A 15,790-nucleotide genomic window follows, 5' to 3' on the forward strand; every position below is an offset into this window, starting at 1 on the left:
AGGATCGTGCGACCGATGGTGTCGTGGGTGGCCAGTGTGTTCGCGGGGTTCGCGAAGGCGTGTGCCGTGGTGGTCGTCGTCATGCTGATCCCGGCGGTGTGGGCCGCCGCCGTGGCACTGGGCGTCTGGTGGGGACCGGGAAACCCCTGGTCGTGGGTGGCGCCACTCCTGCTGGTGGGCGTGGGCACACTCGCCCTGTCCCGCCCGGTCTGCCGGGCGGTCCGCTTCCTCGTCGCCCGGTGGACGGCCACCGAGGTCCCCGCCGGGTACCGGCAGGCGGAGCCGGTGGTGCGGATGTCCACCGGGTCCTGGTGGAACGGCTTCTCCTACGAGCGCACGCGGCGGGACGCCCTCCTGGACCAGCGGTGGCGCATCCGGTGGAAGGACCCGGCCACGTGGCGGGACCTGCGCTTCACGCTGGTCGCACCGTTCACCGCGGGCGTGGTCTCGGCCGTCCCGCCGGCCGCCGTCGCGGTGGCGGTCCTCGGACTCGGCCAGCCGGAACTCCCCGCGCGCCTCGTCGGCGTACTCGCCGCGGTCGTGGCCGTCGCCGCCGCTCCGTACGCCTGGCGGGCCATCGGGCCGGTGGCCGTACGGTTCCTGGGCCCCTCGCGCACGATGGCGCTGGCTGACCGGGTCGACGAGCTGACCGCCCAGCGCGCGGACACGACGGTCGCGCAGGCCGCCGAGATCCGCCGGATCGAACGGGACCTGCACGACGGGGCCCAGGCCCGCCTGGTCGCGCTCGGACTGTCCCTGGCGACCGCGGAGAAGCTCATGGCGACCGACCCCGACCAGGCCAGAACGCTGATGCGGGAAGCGCGCGTCGGCGCCGCCGCGTCGCTCACCGAACTCCGTGAACTGGTCAGAGGCATCAATCCGCCGGTGCTGAACGAGCGCGGGCTCGTCGATGCCGTACGTGCCTTCGCCCTCGACAGTCCACTGGAAGCGACCGTCAGCGCCGGCCTGGAACCGCGCCTGGACCCGCCGATCGAGTCCGCGCTCTACTTCGGGATCGCCGAACTGCTGACCAACGCCGTCAAGCACGCCCGTGCGGACCGGGCGCGGATCTCCATCACCCGGGGCGGCGCCGGTCTCGTCGTCGACGTCGAGGACGACGGCCGGGGCGGAGCCGTCGAGCAGGACGGCGGCGGACTCGCGGGACTGCGCCGCCGCCTCACGGTCTTCGACGGCACCCTGGAGATCACCAGCCCGGCGGGCGGCCCGACCCGCGTGAGGATGATGGTGCCATGCGAATCGTTGTAGCCGAAGACCTCTACCTCCTGCGTGACGGGATGGTGCGCCTCATCGAGGCGTGCGGGCACCAGGTGGTGGCGACGGCGGCCACCGGGCCCGAAACGCTCGAAGCGCTGCTGACGTGGCGGCCGGACGTCGCCGTCGTCGATGTCCGGATGCCGCCGACCCAGTCGGACGAGGGCCTGCGCGCCGCTCTCGCCGCCCGCCGCGAAGTGCCGGGCCTGCCGGTCCTGGTCCTCTCCCAGCACGTCGAACAGCTCTACGCACGCGAGCTTCTGGCCGACGGGACCGGCGGCATCGGCTACTTCCTCAAGGAGAGCGTCTTCGACGCCGATCAGTTCATCGACGCCCTGGAACGGGTCGCCGCCGGCGGGACCGCCATGGATCCGGCCGTCATCGCCAAACTCCTGTCCAGCGGTTCCTCGAACCGACGCCTCGCGGGACTCACCGAACGCGAGCACGCCGTGCTCGGCCTGATGGCCGAAGGCCTGTCCAACCAGGCCATCGGGCAGCGGCTCTTCCTCAGCGAGAGCGCCATCAGCAAGTACACCACCTCCATGTTCGGCAAACTCGGCATCACCGACGACGACAGCAACAACCGCCGCGTCCTCGCCGTGCTCACCTACCTGAACAGGCCGTGACCGCATCGCCGACCGGAAAGCCCTCGTCCGCTGCCCTGGCTGCGAAGGGACGGCACATGTGGTGCCGGGACCGGACCCGTCCGGCTCCGGTCCCGGCGTGACGCGAGGGCGTTGTCAGACCCCCGGGCTAATCTGCTGAACAGGTGCCCGGGGACGGCTGAGCAGGCGTCACCGGGACGGTCGGCAACGGGGTCGAGACGGGGAGAGCGCGTTGAGCGAAGGACAGGAATCCACCACGTATCCGTCGTCCGCCGGGTATGCGCGGGTCAACGGTCTGGATCTGTACTACGAGGTCCACGGCACGGGCCGGCCTCTGGTCCTGCTGCACGGGGGGCTGCTCACCATCGACCTGTCCTTCGGCGGCATACTGCCCGCGCTCGCCGCGACGCGGCAGGTCGTCGCCGTCGAGTTGCAAGGGCATGGGCACACCGGCGACATCGACCGGGACCCGACGCTCGCGTATCTGGCCGACGACGTGGTGGGGCTGCTGGACCACCTCGGGATCGGCCGGGCGGACTTCTTCGGGTTCAGCCTCGGCGGCCTGACCGCTCTCCAGCTGGCGCTGACCCGGCCCGCGCGGGTGAACCGGCTGGTGCTCGCCTCCACCCACTACCGGCCCGACGGTTACCACCCGGAGATCCTCGACCCGCGAGCGCGGCCGGACTCTCCTCGGATGCCCACCGAGAGCGACTTCCAGGAGATGTACGAGGCGTACACGAAGGTCGCCCCCGACCCGGGCCGCTTCGAGGCGTTCGCCGAGAAACTGCAACCGACGGTGCACGCGTTCGAGGGCTGGCCCGCCCGGACCCTGGCCGGTATGGATGCGCCGGTCCTCCTGCTGGTCGGGGACACCGACTTCGTCCGGCTGGAGCACGCCGTCGAGATGCACGAGCTGATTCCCGGCTCCCGGCTCGGTGTCCTCCCGGGGACGACTCACCGGAACCTGCCGCGGCGTGCCGATCTCGTCGTGCCGATGGTGCGGGCGTTCCTGACGCCGCCGGCCGGCGTGTCGGGGACCGACGGGGCGGTGGGTGACGCACCGGCGGGCGGCATGCCCGCCGCTGGGTGAGCGGAGAGCGGGGCGGGTCGCGTCGCGGAGGCCGCGGGGCGGGTCGCGTCGCGGAGGCCGCGGGGCGGGTCGCGGGGTCGCAGGGGGCACGGGTCGGCAGTCGGGGATCCGGCCTGGCGTGGGCCGACGACCCGACGACCTGTCGGCCCGTCGCTCAGCCGCGTCCGGTGTCGATGACACAGAAGCGGTTGCCCTCCGGGTCGGCCAGGACGACGAAGTCGGCGTCCTCCGGATAGAGGTCCCAGTCGACCCGCCGGGCACCCAGGGACACCAGGCGTTCGACCTCGGCGGCCTGGTCGGCGGCGTCACCGGCGTACAGGTCCAGGTGGATCCGCGGACGCTCCTGTACGGGCGTCTCGCTCAGGCCGATCGACACCTGGACCCCGGGCCCTGCCGCGGGCCTCAGCACCACCCAGTCGTCTTCCGTCTCACCGCGTGGCACATACCCCAGGGCATCCGTCCAGAAGGCAGCCGCACGCCGCACGTCCGAAGCACCCAGCACGATCGATCCGACTTTCAGCATGCGCCGATTGTCGCGCAGTACTCACCTGCCCCCTGGATGGAATGGGTGGTGTCTAGGGCCTGTCCGGCGAGTCGTGTGACTGTCGAGCGACCGGATCGTTCCGGTTGGTGTGGGGTGGGGCGATCTTTCAGACAGCGAATGGATCCGGCTTGAGCCGCACCTTCCGAAGAACGTGGGACGGGGCGGGCGCTGGAAGCGCTATAGCAAAGTGATCAATGGCATTCTCTTTCGTCAACGCACCGGCATCCCCTGGCGGGATTTGCCGACGCGCTTCGGCAAGTGGAAGACCTGTCACGACCGGCATCGACGCTGGTCGGCGGACGGTACCCGGGAGAAGGTCATGCCGCCGTGCAAGCCGACGCAGGCTCGGATCGTCGTGTCGACCGGAGCATGGCCGGTATTGACTCGACGGCCTGCCGGGCCCATCAGCATGCCGCCGGAGCTCGAAAGCATCCGCCACGGCTTCCGAGGAAACGTACCCGTCCTGATCACGTCAGCGGCGACAAGGCGTACTCATCCATTCGCAACCGCCGCTACCTGCGCAGGCGCCAGATCAAGCACACCATTCCCGAACCGAAGAACCAGCGGGTCAGCCAGCAGCACCGCGGTGGCCGGGGCGGTCGACCCACCGGCTTCGGCAGGTCGCTTCACAAGCGCAGAAGCGAAGTCGAGCGGACCGTGAATGCCCTCAAAGCGTCGCGGACCGACCGTAGCGACCAGGTACGACGAGAGGGCGTATGCCTTCCACGGCACCGTCACTCTCGCTGCTATCCGGCTGTGGTGGCTGCGTTCACAATCGCCGGCAACCCTTACTCACCGGGATGACTTTGATGCCCGAGCAGGCCGAGCGCCTTCAGCACAGTGACACACAGGGTCATCCAGCCGATGAACGCGCCACCGCCATACAACACCGCCCCGGCCACCGGCGCCCCGGCCTCATATCCAAGTGCCCCCGCCACCACCGCTACCAGCAGCGACGACACCAATGACAAGAGCGTGAGAAGTACCTGAGCGGAAAAAGTCAGCCTCACCAGTCGATCCCTTCACGAAGGTGGTCGACCAGTCGGCGGGCAGCCTCAGCTCGACCACCGATTGCGATGGCCTGCTGAGGCTCTGCGACGATTAGAGACTCATCGTGCTCATTGCTTGTCGAGAGGAGCACTGTCCCCCATCGGACACGTCGCCAGTGCTCTGCGGCTCTCTAATGAGCAACACGGAGCCTAGCGGGGGGCGTTGAAGATCGCCACCATCCGCGGCTGGAAGGCCGGCCGGGCCGGCTGCCGCCCAACAGGGCGGTACACATCCATCGGACAGACCCTAGCTCGCGAGGACGGCGACGTCCGCGTCGCTCTCGTTGTCGCCGAAGGTGAGCCGGCAGGTGTCGGCGCGGTAGGTGGAAAGGGCCACGGCCGCGGTGCGGCCGCCCGCGAAGTAGCGGGTGGTGACGACGAGGACGGGGGCGCCGGGCAGCCGGTCCAGTTCCTTGGCGTCGTCCGCCCGGGCCGAGCCGAGTTCCACGGACCGGTCCTGCCCCTCCAGTTCGAGCTGCTGGAGTTCGCGCAGGACGGTGCGGGCGCGGGCCGGCGCGTCCACGGCGGCGTGCGGGGCGGCTTCCGGTACGGAACGGGCGGGTACGTACAACTGCTCGGCGGCGACCGGCTGGCCGTGCGTGACCCGGCTGCGGTGCACGACATGCACCTGCTCGCCGGGCGCCAGTTCCAGCAGGCGCGCCACGGCGGCGGGCACGTTCTGCGACTCGACGGCGTCGACGGGCTGCCAGTCGTCACCGGGCGCGCCCGGCCAGGTGTGGCGCGCGGGGTCGACGGCCACGCCCACGCGGGGCGGCGCGACGGTCGTGCCCACGCCGCGGCGGCGCTGCAGACGGCCTTCCAGTTCCAACTGCTCCAGCGCCTGCCGCAGCGTGGCGCGCGCGACGCCGAACCGCGCCGCCAGCTCACGCTCGTTGGGCAGGATCTCGCCGACCGAGAACTCCGAGTCCAGAGCCTCGCTGAGCACGGTCTTGAGGTGCCAGTACTTCGGCTCCGGCGCCGTTTCGAGCTGCGTGGTCCCCACCCTGTCCTCCGCCATGGCCGTCTTCCCGGCGGAGGTGGTCCCCGCCGGAGTGCGGGTCCGCACAGGGCCCGCACGTGCGCTCGGATTTGAGCGCTTCTTTATTAAAGGTTGTTGCAGTATCCCTGTGACGATATGGCCGCCCCCACCCTTGGTCAAGACCAATGGGCCGATCCGTTCACGGACCGGTCACCGACGGTCTCGATCGGTTAGCCTCGCGATCATGCTTGCGCTGCTGCACACCTCGTCCGTTCACGTTCCGGTCTTCGAGGCGCTGCGCGACGAGGACTCCCCCGGCACGGCCCTGCGGCACCTCGTACGCCCCGACCTGCTGGACCGGGCCCGGAAAGAGGGGCCGGAGGCGGTCGAGGCGGCGATACGGGACGTGCTCGCCGCGGCCGCGGCGGACGGGGCGACGGCGATCCTGTGCACCTGCTCGACCATCGGCGCGGTCGCCGAGGACGCCGGGGCGGCCGTCGGTGTGCCCGTTCTGCGCGTGGACCGGCCGATGGCCGCCGCGGCCGTCGCGGCGGGGCCGCGCGTCACCGTGCTCGCCACGGTAGAGAGCACCCTGCGGCCGACCGCGGACCTGGTCGCCGAGGAGGCGGCCCGCGCGGGCCGGGAGGTCACCGTCGTGACCCGGGTCGTGCCGGGAGCCTGGGACCTCTTCGCAGCGGGTGATCAGGAGGGCTGCACCGCCGCCGTCGCCGCGGCCGTCCGTGACGCGCGACGGGAGACATTCCCGGACGGTGGCGAAGGGCGCGCCGACGCGATCGTCCTCGCGCAGGCGTCGATGGCCCCGGCGGCGGAGCGGGCGGCCGCCATGACGAACGGTTCCGGGAGCACAGGTGGCCCCGGGAGCACAGATGGCTCGGGGAGTGCAGATGCTTCCGGGAGTACAAATGCTCCCGCAAGTACGCATAGTCCCGGAAGCCCGTACGGTCCCGGGGCCGCCTACGGTTTTGGAACCGCGTACGGAGTCGTCCTGTCGAGTCCGAGGCTCGGGCTGCGGGCAGCGATGCGGGCAGTGCGCGAGCTGCGCGAAGTCAGTCCTGGGCGGCGAGGGATGCCAGCTTCTCCGGGTTGCGGATGACGTAGACGGTCTGGATCCGGCCGTCCGCCACGTCGACCTGGAAGACCGCGTCCGGCTTGCCCGCCGAGAGCACCAGCAGCGCGATTCCACCATTGAGCTCCCGGAGGACGAACTCGGCCGCCGGGACGCCGGCCCGGGCCGCGCCGAGCAGGAAGCGGCCGACCTTGTCCGCGGTCTCGATGACCCGCAGCGGCGCCTTGGCCTTGCCGCCGCTGTCGCCGACCAGCCGTACGTCCTCGGCCAGCAGGTTCAGCAGCCCCTCCAGGTCCTCGCCCGCGGCGGCCGCGAGGAAGCGCTCGGTCAGGTCGCGCTGCTGGGCCGGGTCGACCTCGAAGCGCGGGCGGCGCTCTTCGACGTGGCGCCGGGCGCGGCCCGCGAGTTGGCGTACGGCGGCCTCGCCGCGCTCCAGGACGGTGGCGATCTCCGCGTACGGGTAGCCGAACGCCTCACGCAGGACGAACACCGCGCGTTCCAGCGGCGACAGCGACTCCATCACCACCAGGACGGCGAGGGTGACGGACTCGGCGAGGACGGCGCGTTCGGCGGTGTCGGCGGCCGTATCGCCGAAGTCGGTGGCCAGCGGCTCGGGCAGCCAGGGGCCCACGTACGCCTCGCGGCGCGCCTGGACCTGCCGCAGCCGGTCGATGGCCAGCCGGGTCGTGACGCGCACCAGGTAGGCACGCGGCTCGCGGACCTGCTCCCGGTCGGCGGACGACCAGCGCAGCCATGCCTCCTGCACCACGTCCTCGGCGTCGGCGACCCGGCCGAGCATCCGGTAGGCCACGCCCAGCAGCACGGGGCGGTGGTCCTGGAAGACTTCGGTCGCGGGATCGGTTCGCACGCCTTCATCCCAGCGGGCCGACCGGGCATTGTCCAGCGGAAACGTTGGAGAGGTGGCTGTTTCGGACGTGATGTGGGTTACGGCCGGAAGGGAGGACACCCTTCCGCTCGGCGGCCGGTTTCAGACCGGTCCCGGTAGCGGGTCGCGCCGTACTCTTCACCGGTGACGCATCGGACGACGGCCTTGGTGGCGTGCAAGGACGACGCACCGGTTGCCGTACGGAACGACGTACCGGCCGTCCCCGCGACCGGCTCCGGCCGAACCCCTGGAGTTCACCGCCCGTTCGCCGCCGGGGCACCGGATGACGGTACGAACGGAAGCGTCACCAAGATCGGTCGTATCGCATCGGTCGCAACGGACCGGTCGTATCACGGGAGGTTTCACATGGCGCAGGGATCCGGCAGAGCCGTCGGCCGGCGGTCGCTGCTGCACGGCGCGGCGCTCGGCGCCGCGGCGCTCGCCCTGCCCGCCACCGCGCACGCAGCGGGCGCGGGCGGTGCCGGAGCGGGTGCCGTGCCCCGTGCGGGAGCGGCGCCGGCCCAGGTGCGTTCCGGACGGCCGAGCGCCCTGTGGGGCGTGCAGACCGGGGACGTGACGTCCTCTTCCGGGCTGGTGTGGGTGCGGTCCGACCGGCCGGCCCGGATGCTCGTGCAGACGGCGGCGACCGAGTCGTTCCACAACGCCCGCACCTGGCACGGTCCGGTGCTCGGCCCCGGTACGGATTTCACCGGCACCACCGCGCTGCACGGCCTGCCCTCCGGCGAGCAGATCCACTACCGGGTGCTGCTCGCCGACCCGCACGACTACCGGCGTACGGGCGAGCCGGTCACCGGCACGTTCCGTACCGCCTCGGACCGGCGCCGCGACGGCGTGCGTTTCACGTGGTCGGGTGATCTGGCCGGGCAGGGCTGGGGCATCAGCCCGGAGCACGGCGGCTACCGGATCTACGAGGAGATGCGCCGCCGCGACCCGGATTTCTTCCTGTGCAGCGGCGACAACATTTACGCCGACAGTCCGATCGAGGCCAGTGTGCGTCTGCCTGACGGCAGGATCTGGCGCAATGTGACCACCGAGGAGAAGTCGAAGGTCGCCGAGACGCTGGCGGAGTACCGCGGCAACTTCCGCTACAACCTGCTGGACGCGAACCTGCGCCGCTTCAACGCGCAGGTCCCCACGGTCATCCAGTGGGACGACCACGAGGTGCGCAACAACTGGTACCCGGGCCAGATCCTCGACGACGCCCGGTACACCGAGAAGGACGTGGACGTGCTCGCGGCCCGCTCGCTGCGGGCGTTCCGGGAGTACTTCCCCATCAGCACGCTGCGGTCGGACCGGGGCGGACGGGTCTACCGTGTGCTCCGTCACGGGCCGCTGCTGGACGTGTTCGTGCTGGACATGCGGACGTACCGGAACGCCAACTCCCCGAACCGGCAGCCGGACGACCGGCAGGGCATCCTCGGCACCGAGCAGCTGGCCTGGCTCAAGCGGTCTCTGGCGCGGTCTCGCGCGGTGTGGAAGGTGATCGCCTCCGACCTGCCGCTGGGCCTGGTCGTCGCGGACGGCAAGACGGACTTCGAGGCGGTGGCGCAGGGCGACCCGGGCGCGCCGCTGGGCCGGGAGCTGCAGATCGCGGAGCTGCTGCGGTTCATCAAACACCGGCGCGTGACCGGCACGGTCTGGCTGACGACGGATGTGCACTACACCTCCGCCCAGCACTACGACCCGTCGCGCGCCGCGTTCAAGGACTTCGCGCCGTTCTGGGAGTTCGTCTCGGGGCCGCTGAACGCGGGCGGCTTCCCGGCCGTGCCGCCGGACGGTACGTTCGGGCCCGCGCAGCCCTTCGTCAAGGCACCGCGGCGGGCGAACGTCTCCCCCGCCGAGAGCCCGCAGTACTTCGGCGAGGTGGACATCGACGGGGACAGCGGCGAACTGACCGTACGGCTGCGCCAGGACAGCGGGCAGGTACTGTTCAGCCGGGTGTTGCAGCCGGGGCGGGTGGGGCAGCCGGGCCGGTGAGAGACGCACGTGGGTCGGCTGGGCAGACATGGCGGTCCGCGCCCTACGAGTGGCCCGCGCAACCAGTCGCTTTTTGCCGCGATTGCGTCCTTTACCCATCGGTCACAGAGCGTTCGCGATCAGGCAACACCCGTCGGCGACGCTGGGCTGCATGACTGACGCGACCTCTGCCAAGACCTCCCGCCGCCACCACTGGCGGCGGGACCTGGTCGAACTGGCGGCCCTGTTCACCGCCGTGTCCGTGGCGGACGCCATCGCCAACGCCATCGCGCACGGCCCGTCGGGGCCGGTGCTGCTGTGCTGCTCGGCGCTGGCCCTGATCGCCACGGCCGGATTCCACACCTGGTGGTCACGGCGCCACGAACACGCGCCGCCGCCGACCGATACGCGCGCCGCAGTGCCCACCGCTCCGGCCGTTCCCGAGGGGGAGCGGCCGGAGACGGCGCTGTGGCGGATGCGCACGACCGTACGGGACGAGCCGGGCAGCCTCGCCACGCTGTGCACGGCCCTGGCCCGGCACCGGGTGGACATCCTGAGCCTGCAGACACACCCGCTGTCGGACGGGACGGTCGACGAGTTCCTGCTGCGCGCCCCCGCCCCGCTGCCCGCCGCCGAACTGACCCGGACGGTCGCCGCGGCGGGCGGCGCCCACACCTGGCTGGAGCGCGCGGACGCCCACGACCTGGTGGACGCCCCCACCCGGATGCTGGGGCTGGCCACCCGTACGGCCCTGGACTCCGCCGAGCTGCCGCTGGCGCTACGCCAGTTGCTGGGGCGCTGCACCATCCATTCGGTGCCCGCGCGGGCCCTGAACGGGCAACCGCAGGCCGAACCCGTGCCGGACGAGGGCATCCTCGAAGAGCACACCATGAAGTTCCGTGAGCCGTCCGGGGGAACCGTCACCATCGAGCGCCCGCACCTTCCCTTCACGCCCACCGAGTTCGCTCGGGTACGGGCGCTGGTAGAGCTGGACACCCGGCTCGGCCAGCGGGTGCCGCCGCGCCGCGACGTGCTGACCCTGCCCGAGGGCAACGCCATCACGGTCCGCCGCGCCGACCCCTCGGACCTGGCCGCGGCCCGCGAGATGCACGACCGCTGCTCGGCCCGGACGCTGGCGATGCGCTACCACGGCCCGGTCGCCGACGCCGAGCGCTACCTGGACCATCTGCTCAGCCCCCGCTTCGGCCGCACGCTCGCGGTCGAGACCGCGTCCGGGCGGCTGGTGGCCCTCGGCCACCTGCTGTGGGACGGGGAGGAGACCGAGGTGGCGCTGCTGGTCGAGGACGCGTGGCAGCAGCGCGGCATCGGCTCGGAGCTGCTGCGGCGGCTGGTCGGCATGGCGGCCGACGCGGGCTGCGGGAGCGTCTACGCGATCACGCAGGCGTCGAACACCGGCATGGTGGCGGCGATGCGCGGGCTGCGTCTGCCGCTGGACTACCAGATCGAGGAAGGCACGCTGGTGATCAGCGCCCGCCCGGAGGGGCTGCCCGCCCGGCGGGAGCCCGTACGGCCGGAGGCGGCCCGCGTGGTGCCGGGGTCGGGGCCGCAGGCGACCTGACGGCGTGAACGAGCACCAAGCGCGCAGGCGCGGAAGGAAGTGGGGCCGGCCGGTACGCGAGCGCTCGTACCAGCCGGCCCCGGCGGTACGGTGACCGGTGCGGATCGGTGCCGTACCTCAGTGGCTCTCAGCCGTGTGCTCCTGGCCGTGGTGCTGCCGGCCACCGCACTGTCGGCCATGGCGTTGTCGCCGTGGCGTTCAGACCTGCTCCCACAGCGACGGCGTGTTCGCGGGCTCCCAGCCCGACTGCGCCTGGTGGCCCTGGAGGCAGCGGTACGTGATGCCGCCGTATGTGACCTGGGCGCCCGGCTCGTAGACGGTGCCGGCGGCCCAGGTGGTCTCACCCGGCTGGCCGGGGCCGGGGTTCTCGGAGCCGCTCGTGGTGGTCTTCAGCGTGAGGCCGTAGCCCTGGAGCAGCGGGTTGACGGGCTGGTAGAAGGTCGTGCCGCCGGAGCGGCAGTTGCCGGAGCCGCCGGAGGTGACGCCCTGCGCCTGGCTGCCGGAGATGAAGGAGCCGCCGGAGTCGCCCGGCTCGGCGCACACCGAGGTCCTGGTCACGCCGCTGACGGTGCCCTGCGGGTAGGTGACGCTGGTGTTGTGCTGCTGGATGGTGCCGCAGTGCCAGCCGGTGGTGGAGCCGGAGCGGCAGATCGAGGCGCCGACCGCCGCCTGGGTGGAGCCGGCGACCCGTACGTTCTGGCCGCCCTGCCCCTTGACGTACGGGGTCGCGGTCCAGTTGCTGTTGGTGGCGACCCAGGCGGTGTCCCGGCCGGGGAAGGTGGACGCCTGGAAGCTGCCCTGGGCCACCTGGTTGTACCCGGTGGTGGAGGTCCCGGCGCGGCCGCAGTGGCCGGCGGTGGCGAAACCCTGCTGGGTGCCTCGGGTGACCGCGAAGCCTACGGAGCAGCGTCCGCCGCCCATGTAGTACGCGTCGCCGCCGCGGATGTCGTAGAGCGGGCGCGGGCGTTCGGCGGTCCGGCTGACGCTGACGAGACCGCGGTCGGCGCCGCCGGCGGTGACGAACGACCGTGCGGCGGCCGGGTCGGCGGCGCGCAGCTGGACCGTGTTCGTGCGGACGTCCACGGCCCACGAGGACGCTTCGGGGGCGGCCCGGCGCGCCGACGCGCGGTCCAGCTTCTCCTTGGCGGCGTCGAGTTGGGCGAGAGTGTGCGGTACGTGGACGGCGCGCGCGCCCGCCGCCCGTACGGCCGCCAGGCGCGTGGCGTCGGTGGTGGCGACGGTGAGGGTGGCGGACTCGGTGCCGCTGACCCAGGCGCCGGCGAAGGAACCGCCCAGCGCGTGGTGCAGGCGCCCGGCGACCGCGCCGGCCTCCGCCTCGTTGGCCAGCCGCCGTTCGGCCTGCGCCCGGTCGAGGCCGAGGTCGCGCCGCATCGCCTGGAACACGGCGTCGGAGGTGGCGGCGACGGACAGGGTCTCGGCGGCCGACCGGTGGGGGGTCCGCGGGGTCGCCGAGTCCGCGGCCGCCGAGCCGGGCAGCGCGGTCAGGACGAGTGCGCCGACGGCGGCTATGACGGCACACGCGCTGGTTCGGGCGTGTCTGGAGCGCATGGGGGAGGTCTCCTCGGTCTCGGGGGGGGTGGAGGTGCCGAAAACGTAGGTGCCGTGGGCCGGTTCGCAGAAGATGTCAGTTCTCCTTCTGCGGGGCGTTATGGATGCCGGGCGGAGATCACGGGTAGTCGGTGCGTTCCGGCGGCAGCGGGCCGGGGACCGGTGCCCGGCCGTCGGACGCCGACCCGCTGGAGCCGAACTCCGCCACCCCGCCCCCGGCACCACCTGGCGGCCCCGGATCGGCCGCGTCGCGATGGTCGGCCAGCCACTGCGTGTAGCTGTCGCTGCGCGCGGCGGCGGCGGCGTGCGCGGCGCGGGCCTGGGTGACGACTTCGGCGGCGGTGTCCGCCGCGGGGGTGCCGGGGAGCCAGCCCACGAGGTGGCGCCAGAACAGCGGCGTACCGGCCAGCGGTCTGGTCACCATCCCCGGGGTGGGCGGCAGCGTGGCGCGGCACAGTCCGGCCGCACGGCCGACCTGGACGAGGTGGATGCAGGACGCGGTGTCGGTCTCGTAGACGCGGGTGGGCGTGAAGCCGGCGCGGGCGCAGGCGAGGGTGAAGCAGTCCGCGAAGCAGCCGTCGCCCGGTACGTCCGCCCAGGCCTCGGCCGCCAGTTCCGCCAGGCCGATCTCGCGCCGGCCGGCCAGTGGATGGCTCTCGGCGAGCATGACGAAGACCGGGTCCACCGCCACCTCCCGCCAGCTGAGCCGTTCGGGCTCGGGCGCCGGGCTCTCCCCGCAGGCCCCGACCAGGGCGAAGTCCAGCCGTCCGGTGACGACGGAGGCGGCGATCTCCCGTTCGGACCAGGTGGTGAACGTGGTCACCGGCACGCCGGGGCGGACGGTCGCCAGCCGGTCCACCAGCCCGCCGAGCAGCGGTCCGTGCGTCCCCCCGAGCCGGAGGCCCGGCACGGTGCCGCCCGCGCTGGTGAACCGTACGGCCTCCTGCTGGAGCTCGCTGATCGCGGGCAGCACCACACGGGCGCGTTCGAGCACGAACTCCCCCAGGGCGGTGGGACGGACGCCGAAGCGCCCGCGCTCGAAGAGCCGGCCGCCCAGGGTGCGTTCGATGCGTTTGAGCTGGGCGCTCAGGGCGGGCTGGGCGAGGCCGAGCCGGGCGGCGGCCTTGGTCAGGCTGCCCGCGTCGGCAATAGTCCGGATCGTCTTCAAATGCCGCAATTCCAGGTCCATTCTGCGAGCTTGGGGCTCCGCTCCGCGCGGGAGCAATAGTCCGGTACGGACCAATGACGGGCGCGTCACCAGGCGCGGCGGCCGGCACCGAGCCGTTCCGCTCCCGTTCGCCCTGCGCGGACGCGGCGCCCCTGGCCGGATCGCACGGCGCGCTGATGATGACGTACCGGGGGCCGCCGTACGAGGATGGGCGCATGTCCCACACCACTGCTTCCGACAACGCGCCACTCCCCCGCCAGGTCGCCGACGCCTACGTCGACGCCTTGGTCGACCTGGACCCCATCACCGGCACCTTCCTCGGCGTCACGGAGAGTTCGAGCCGGCTGCCCGACTTCTCGCCCACCGGCCAGGAAGCGGTGGCCCAGCTGGCCCGTACGACGCTGGACCGGCTCGCCGGGGCCGAGCGGCGGCCGGGCGGGGACAGCGAGAGTGAACGGCGCTGTGCCCGGCTGCTGCGCGAGCGGCTGACCGCGGAGCTGGCGGTGCACGAGGCGGGCGAAGGGCTGCGCGCGGTGAGCAACCTGCACTCCCCGCTGCACTCGGTGCGCGAGGTCCTGACGATCACGCCGGTCGAGACGGACGACGACTGGTCCGCGCTGGCCCGGCGGCTGCGGGCGGTGCCCGCCGCGCTGGAGGGCTACCGCGCCTCGCTGGAGGCGGGGCTGAAGCGGAACCTGCCCGCCGGGCCGCGGCAGGTCACCACGGTCATCGGACAGCTGGACACCTGGATCGGTACGGACCGCAGCTGGTTCGCCGACCTGACCGAGCCGGGCCCGGAGGCGCTGCGCGCCGAACTGGACGCGGCGGCGTCGGTGGCGACCGGCGCGCTGGTGGAGCTGCGCGACTGGTTCCGCGACCGTTACGCGCCGGCGGTCGAGGGCGCGCCGGACGTCGTGGGCCGCGAGCGCTACGCCCTGCTGGCCCGCTACTTCAACGGCACCGACCTGGACCTGGAGGAGGCGTACACGTACGGCTGGTCGGAGTTCCACCGGCTGCGCGCCGAGATGGCCGAGGAGGCCGAGAAGGTCCTGCCCGGCGCGAAGACCCCGTGGGAGGCACTGTCCTGGCTGGACGAGAACGGTGAGGCCGTGGTGGGCGTCGAGGAGACCCGCCAGTGGCTCCAGGCGCTGATGGACCAGGCCATCGAGGCGCTGGACGGCACCCACTTCGACCTGGCGGAGCGGGTCAAGCACGTGGAGTCGCGGATCGCGCCGCCCGGCGGCGCCGCCGCCCCTTACTACACGAGCCCCTCGCTGGACTTCTCCCGCCCCGGCCGCACGTGGCTGCCGACGATGGGCCAGACCCGCTTCCCGGCGTACGATCTGGTCTCGACCTGGTACCACGAGGGCGTACCGGGCCACCACCTCCAGCTGGCGCAGTGGGCGCACGTCGCCGAGGACCTCTCGCGCTACCAGACGACGGTGGGCATGGTCAGCGCCAACGCCGAGGGCTGGGCGCTGTACGCGGAGCGGCTGATGGACGAGCTGGGCTTCCTGACCAGCGCGGAGCGCCGGCTCGGCTACCTGGACGCGCAGATGATGCGGGCGGTCCGCGTCATCATCGACATCGGCATGCACCTGGAGCTGACCATTCCGGCGGACTCGCCGTTCCACCCGGGCGAGCGCTGGACGCCGGAGCTGGCCCAGGAGTTCTTCGGCCGCCACTCCAGCCGTCCCGCGGACTTCGTCGAGAGCGAGATCATCCGCTACCAGGGCATGCCGGGCCAGGCCATCGGCTACAAGCTGGGCGAGCGTACGTGGCTCAGCGGCCGCGAGGCGGCACGGCAGCGGCACGGCGCGGACTTCGACCTCAAGGCGTGGCACATGGCGGCGCTGTCGCAGGGCTCGCTGGGCCTGGACGACCTGCTGGCGGAGCTGTCGCGGATCTGAGACGGGGCGGCGCGTCCGGCTTCGCGGGGACCGCGGCCCGTTCACTTTCCCGGAATGAATTCTCCCGGAATGTGC

At 72.4% G+C, this 15,790-nt stretch carries 13 protein-coding genes and 1 pseudogene; 8 read left to right on the forward strand and 6 right to left on the reverse strand.

Features of this window, described 5'->3' with window-relative positions:
• The first annotated feature begins 15 nt into the window (after positions 1 to 15).
• The 3 genes from ACZ4Z1_RS27580 to ACZ4Z1_RS27590 all read left to right on the forward strand — a co-directional run bounded on the left by ACZ4Z1_RS27580 (position 16) and on the right by ACZ4Z1_RS27590 (position 2,967).
• On the forward strand, positions 16 to 1,266 hold the full coding sequence (locus ACZ4Z1_RS27580) for a sensor histidine kinase (protein WP_468489325.1): 1,251 nt from the start codon (positions 16 to 18) through the stop codon (positions 1,264 to 1,266).
• The gene (locus tag ACZ4Z1_RS27585; RefSeq protein ID WP_468489326.1) at positions 1,251 to 1,898 is read left to right on the forward strand and encodes a response regulator transcription factor; all 648 of its coding nucleotides are present in this window, start codon (positions 1,251 to 1,253) and stop codon (positions 1,896 to 1,898) included. The genes ACZ4Z1_RS27580 and ACZ4Z1_RS27585 overlap by 16 nt, the downstream gene beginning before the upstream one ends.
• 211 nt (positions 1,899 to 2,109) lie before the next feature.
• Positions 2,110 to 2,967 (forward strand): alpha/beta fold hydrolase, encoded by an 858-nt coding sequence (locus ACZ4Z1_RS27590; RefSeq protein ID WP_468489327.1) that lies wholly within the window; start codon positions 2,110 to 2,112, stop codon positions 2,965 to 2,967.
• Between the two features lie 154 nt (positions 2,968 to 3,121).
• On the opposite strand, the gene ACZ4Z1_RS27595 is transcribed toward ACZ4Z1_RS27590, so the two are convergent.
• Entirely contained in the window at positions 3,122 to 3,490 is a 369-nt protein-coding gene (locus tag ACZ4Z1_RS27595) for a VOC family protein (protein ID WP_468489328.1), read from the reverse strand.
• Between the two features lie 109 nt (positions 3,491 to 3,599).
• On the opposite strand from ACZ4Z1_RS27595, the pseudogene ACZ4Z1_RS27600 reads away from it, so the two are divergent.
• Positions 3,600 to 4,280 (forward strand): annotated as a pseudogene (locus ACZ4Z1_RS27600) (IS5 family transposase); the annotation flags it as partial.
• Between the two features lie 19 nt (positions 4,281 to 4,299).
• Here ACZ4Z1_RS27600 and ACZ4Z1_RS27605 read toward each other — a convergent pair.
• Both ACZ4Z1_RS27605 and ACZ4Z1_RS27610 read right to left on the reverse strand, forming a co-directional pair.
• Positions 4,300 to 4,521 (reverse strand): hypothetical protein, encoded by a 222-nt coding sequence (locus ACZ4Z1_RS27605; RefSeq protein WP_468489470.1) that lies wholly within the window; start codon positions 4,519 to 4,521, stop codon positions 4,300 to 4,302.
• Positions 4,522 to 4,807: 286 nt separating this feature from the next.
• The gene (locus ACZ4Z1_RS27610) at positions 4,808 to 5,563 is read right to left on the reverse strand and encodes a GntR family transcriptional regulator (RefSeq protein ID WP_468489462.1); all 756 of its coding nucleotides are present in this window, start codon (positions 5,561 to 5,563) and stop codon (positions 4,808 to 4,810) included.
• Between the two features lie 220 nt (positions 5,564 to 5,783).
• Between ACZ4Z1_RS27610 and ACZ4Z1_RS27615 the strand changes: the two genes are divergently transcribed.
• Positions 5,784 to 6,653: an aspartate/glutamate racemase family protein gene (locus ACZ4Z1_RS27615; RefSeq protein WP_468489329.1), complete on the forward strand. Its 870-nt coding sequence runs from the start codon at positions 5,784 to 5,786 to the stop codon at positions 6,651 to 6,653.
• Here ACZ4Z1_RS27615 and ACZ4Z1_RS27620 read toward each other — a convergent pair.
• Complete coding sequence (locus ACZ4Z1_RS27620; protein ID WP_468489330.1) at positions 6,607 to 7,494, reverse strand: RNA polymerase sigma-70 factor; 888 nt, start codon at positions 7,492 to 7,494, stop codon at positions 6,607 to 6,609. The two genes, ACZ4Z1_RS27615 and ACZ4Z1_RS27620, sit on opposite strands and share 47 nt — an antisense overlap.
• 384 nt (positions 7,495 to 7,878) lie before the next feature.
• Between ACZ4Z1_RS27620 and ACZ4Z1_RS27625 the strand changes: the two genes are divergently transcribed.
• Both ACZ4Z1_RS27625 and ACZ4Z1_RS27630 read left to right on the forward strand, forming a co-directional pair.
• On the forward strand, positions 7,879 to 9,510 hold the full coding sequence (locus tag ACZ4Z1_RS27625; RefSeq protein ID WP_468489331.1) for an alkaline phosphatase D family protein: 1,632 nt from the start codon (positions 7,879 to 7,881) through the stop codon (positions 9,508 to 9,510).
• A 151-nt stretch (positions 9,511 to 9,661) separates the two neighbouring features.
• Complete coding sequence (locus ACZ4Z1_RS27630; protein WP_468489332.1) at positions 9,662 to 11,068, forward strand: GNAT family N-acetyltransferase; 1,407 nt, start codon at positions 9,662 to 9,664, stop codon at positions 11,066 to 11,068.
• A gap of 198 nt (positions 11,069 to 11,266) precedes the next feature.
• Here the strand turns inward: ACZ4Z1_RS27630 and ACZ4Z1_RS27635 are convergent, their stop codons facing one another.
• The gene (locus ACZ4Z1_RS27635) at positions 11,267 to 12,637 is read right to left on the reverse strand and encodes a carbohydrate-binding protein (RefSeq protein ID WP_468489333.1); all 1,371 of its coding nucleotides are present in this window, start codon (positions 12,635 to 12,637) and stop codon (positions 11,267 to 11,269) included.
• Between the two features lie 118 nt (positions 12,638 to 12,755).
• Positions 12,756 to 13,826, reverse strand: coding sequence for a LysR family transcriptional regulator (locus ACZ4Z1_RS27640; RefSeq protein ID WP_468489334.1), 1,071 nt, complete (start codon positions 13,824 to 13,826; stop codon positions 12,756 to 12,758).
• A gap of 194 nt (positions 13,827 to 14,020) precedes the next feature.
• Here ACZ4Z1_RS27640 and ACZ4Z1_RS27645 point away from each other — a divergent pair, with 194 nt between their 5' ends.
• The gene (locus ACZ4Z1_RS27645; protein WP_468489335.1) at positions 14,021 to 15,715 is read left to right on the forward strand and encodes a DUF885 domain-containing protein; all 1,695 of its coding nucleotides are present in this window, start codon (positions 14,021 to 14,023) and stop codon (positions 15,713 to 15,715) included.
• Positions 15,716 to 15,790: the final 75 nt, after the last annotated feature.

The organism is Streptomyces sp. NPDC030165 (assembly GCF_055573595.1).

Coding starts and splice junctions, on each gene's coding strand:
- ACZ4Z1_RS27580 (WP_468489325.1), top strand. CDS start 16: ATGGTGTCGTGGGTGGCCAGTGTGTTCGCGGGGTTCGCGAAGGCGTGT.
- ACZ4Z1_RS27585 (WP_468489326.1), top strand. CDS start 1,251: ATGCGAATCGTTGTAGCCGAAGACCTCTACCTCCTGCGTGACGGGATG.
- ACZ4Z1_RS27595 (WP_468489328.1), bottom strand. CDS start 3,490: ATGCTGAAAGTCGGATCGATCGTGCTGGGTGCTTCGGACGTGCGGCGT.
- ACZ4Z1_RS27615 (WP_468489329.1), top strand. CDS start 5,784: ATGCTTGCGCTGCTGCACACCTCGTCCGTTCACGTTCCGGTCTTCGAG.
- ACZ4Z1_RS27625 (WP_468489331.1), top strand. CDS start 7,879: ATGGCGCAGGGATCCGGCAGAGCCGTCGGCCGGCGGTCGCTGCTGCAC.
- ACZ4Z1_RS27630 (WP_468489332.1), top strand. CDS start 9,662: ATGACTGACGCGACCTCTGCCAAGACCTCCCGCCGCCACCACTGGCGG.
- ACZ4Z1_RS27635 (WP_468489333.1), bottom strand. CDS start 12,637: ATGCGCTCCAGACACGCCCGAACCAGCGCGTGTGCCGTCATAGCCGCC.
- ACZ4Z1_RS27640 (WP_468489334.1), bottom strand. CDS start 13,826: ATGGACCTGGAATTGCGGCATTTGAAGACGATCCGGACTATTGCCGAC.
- ACZ4Z1_RS27645 (WP_468489335.1), top strand. CDS start 14,021: ATGTCCCACACCACTGCTTCCGACAACGCGCCACTCCCCCGCCAGGTC.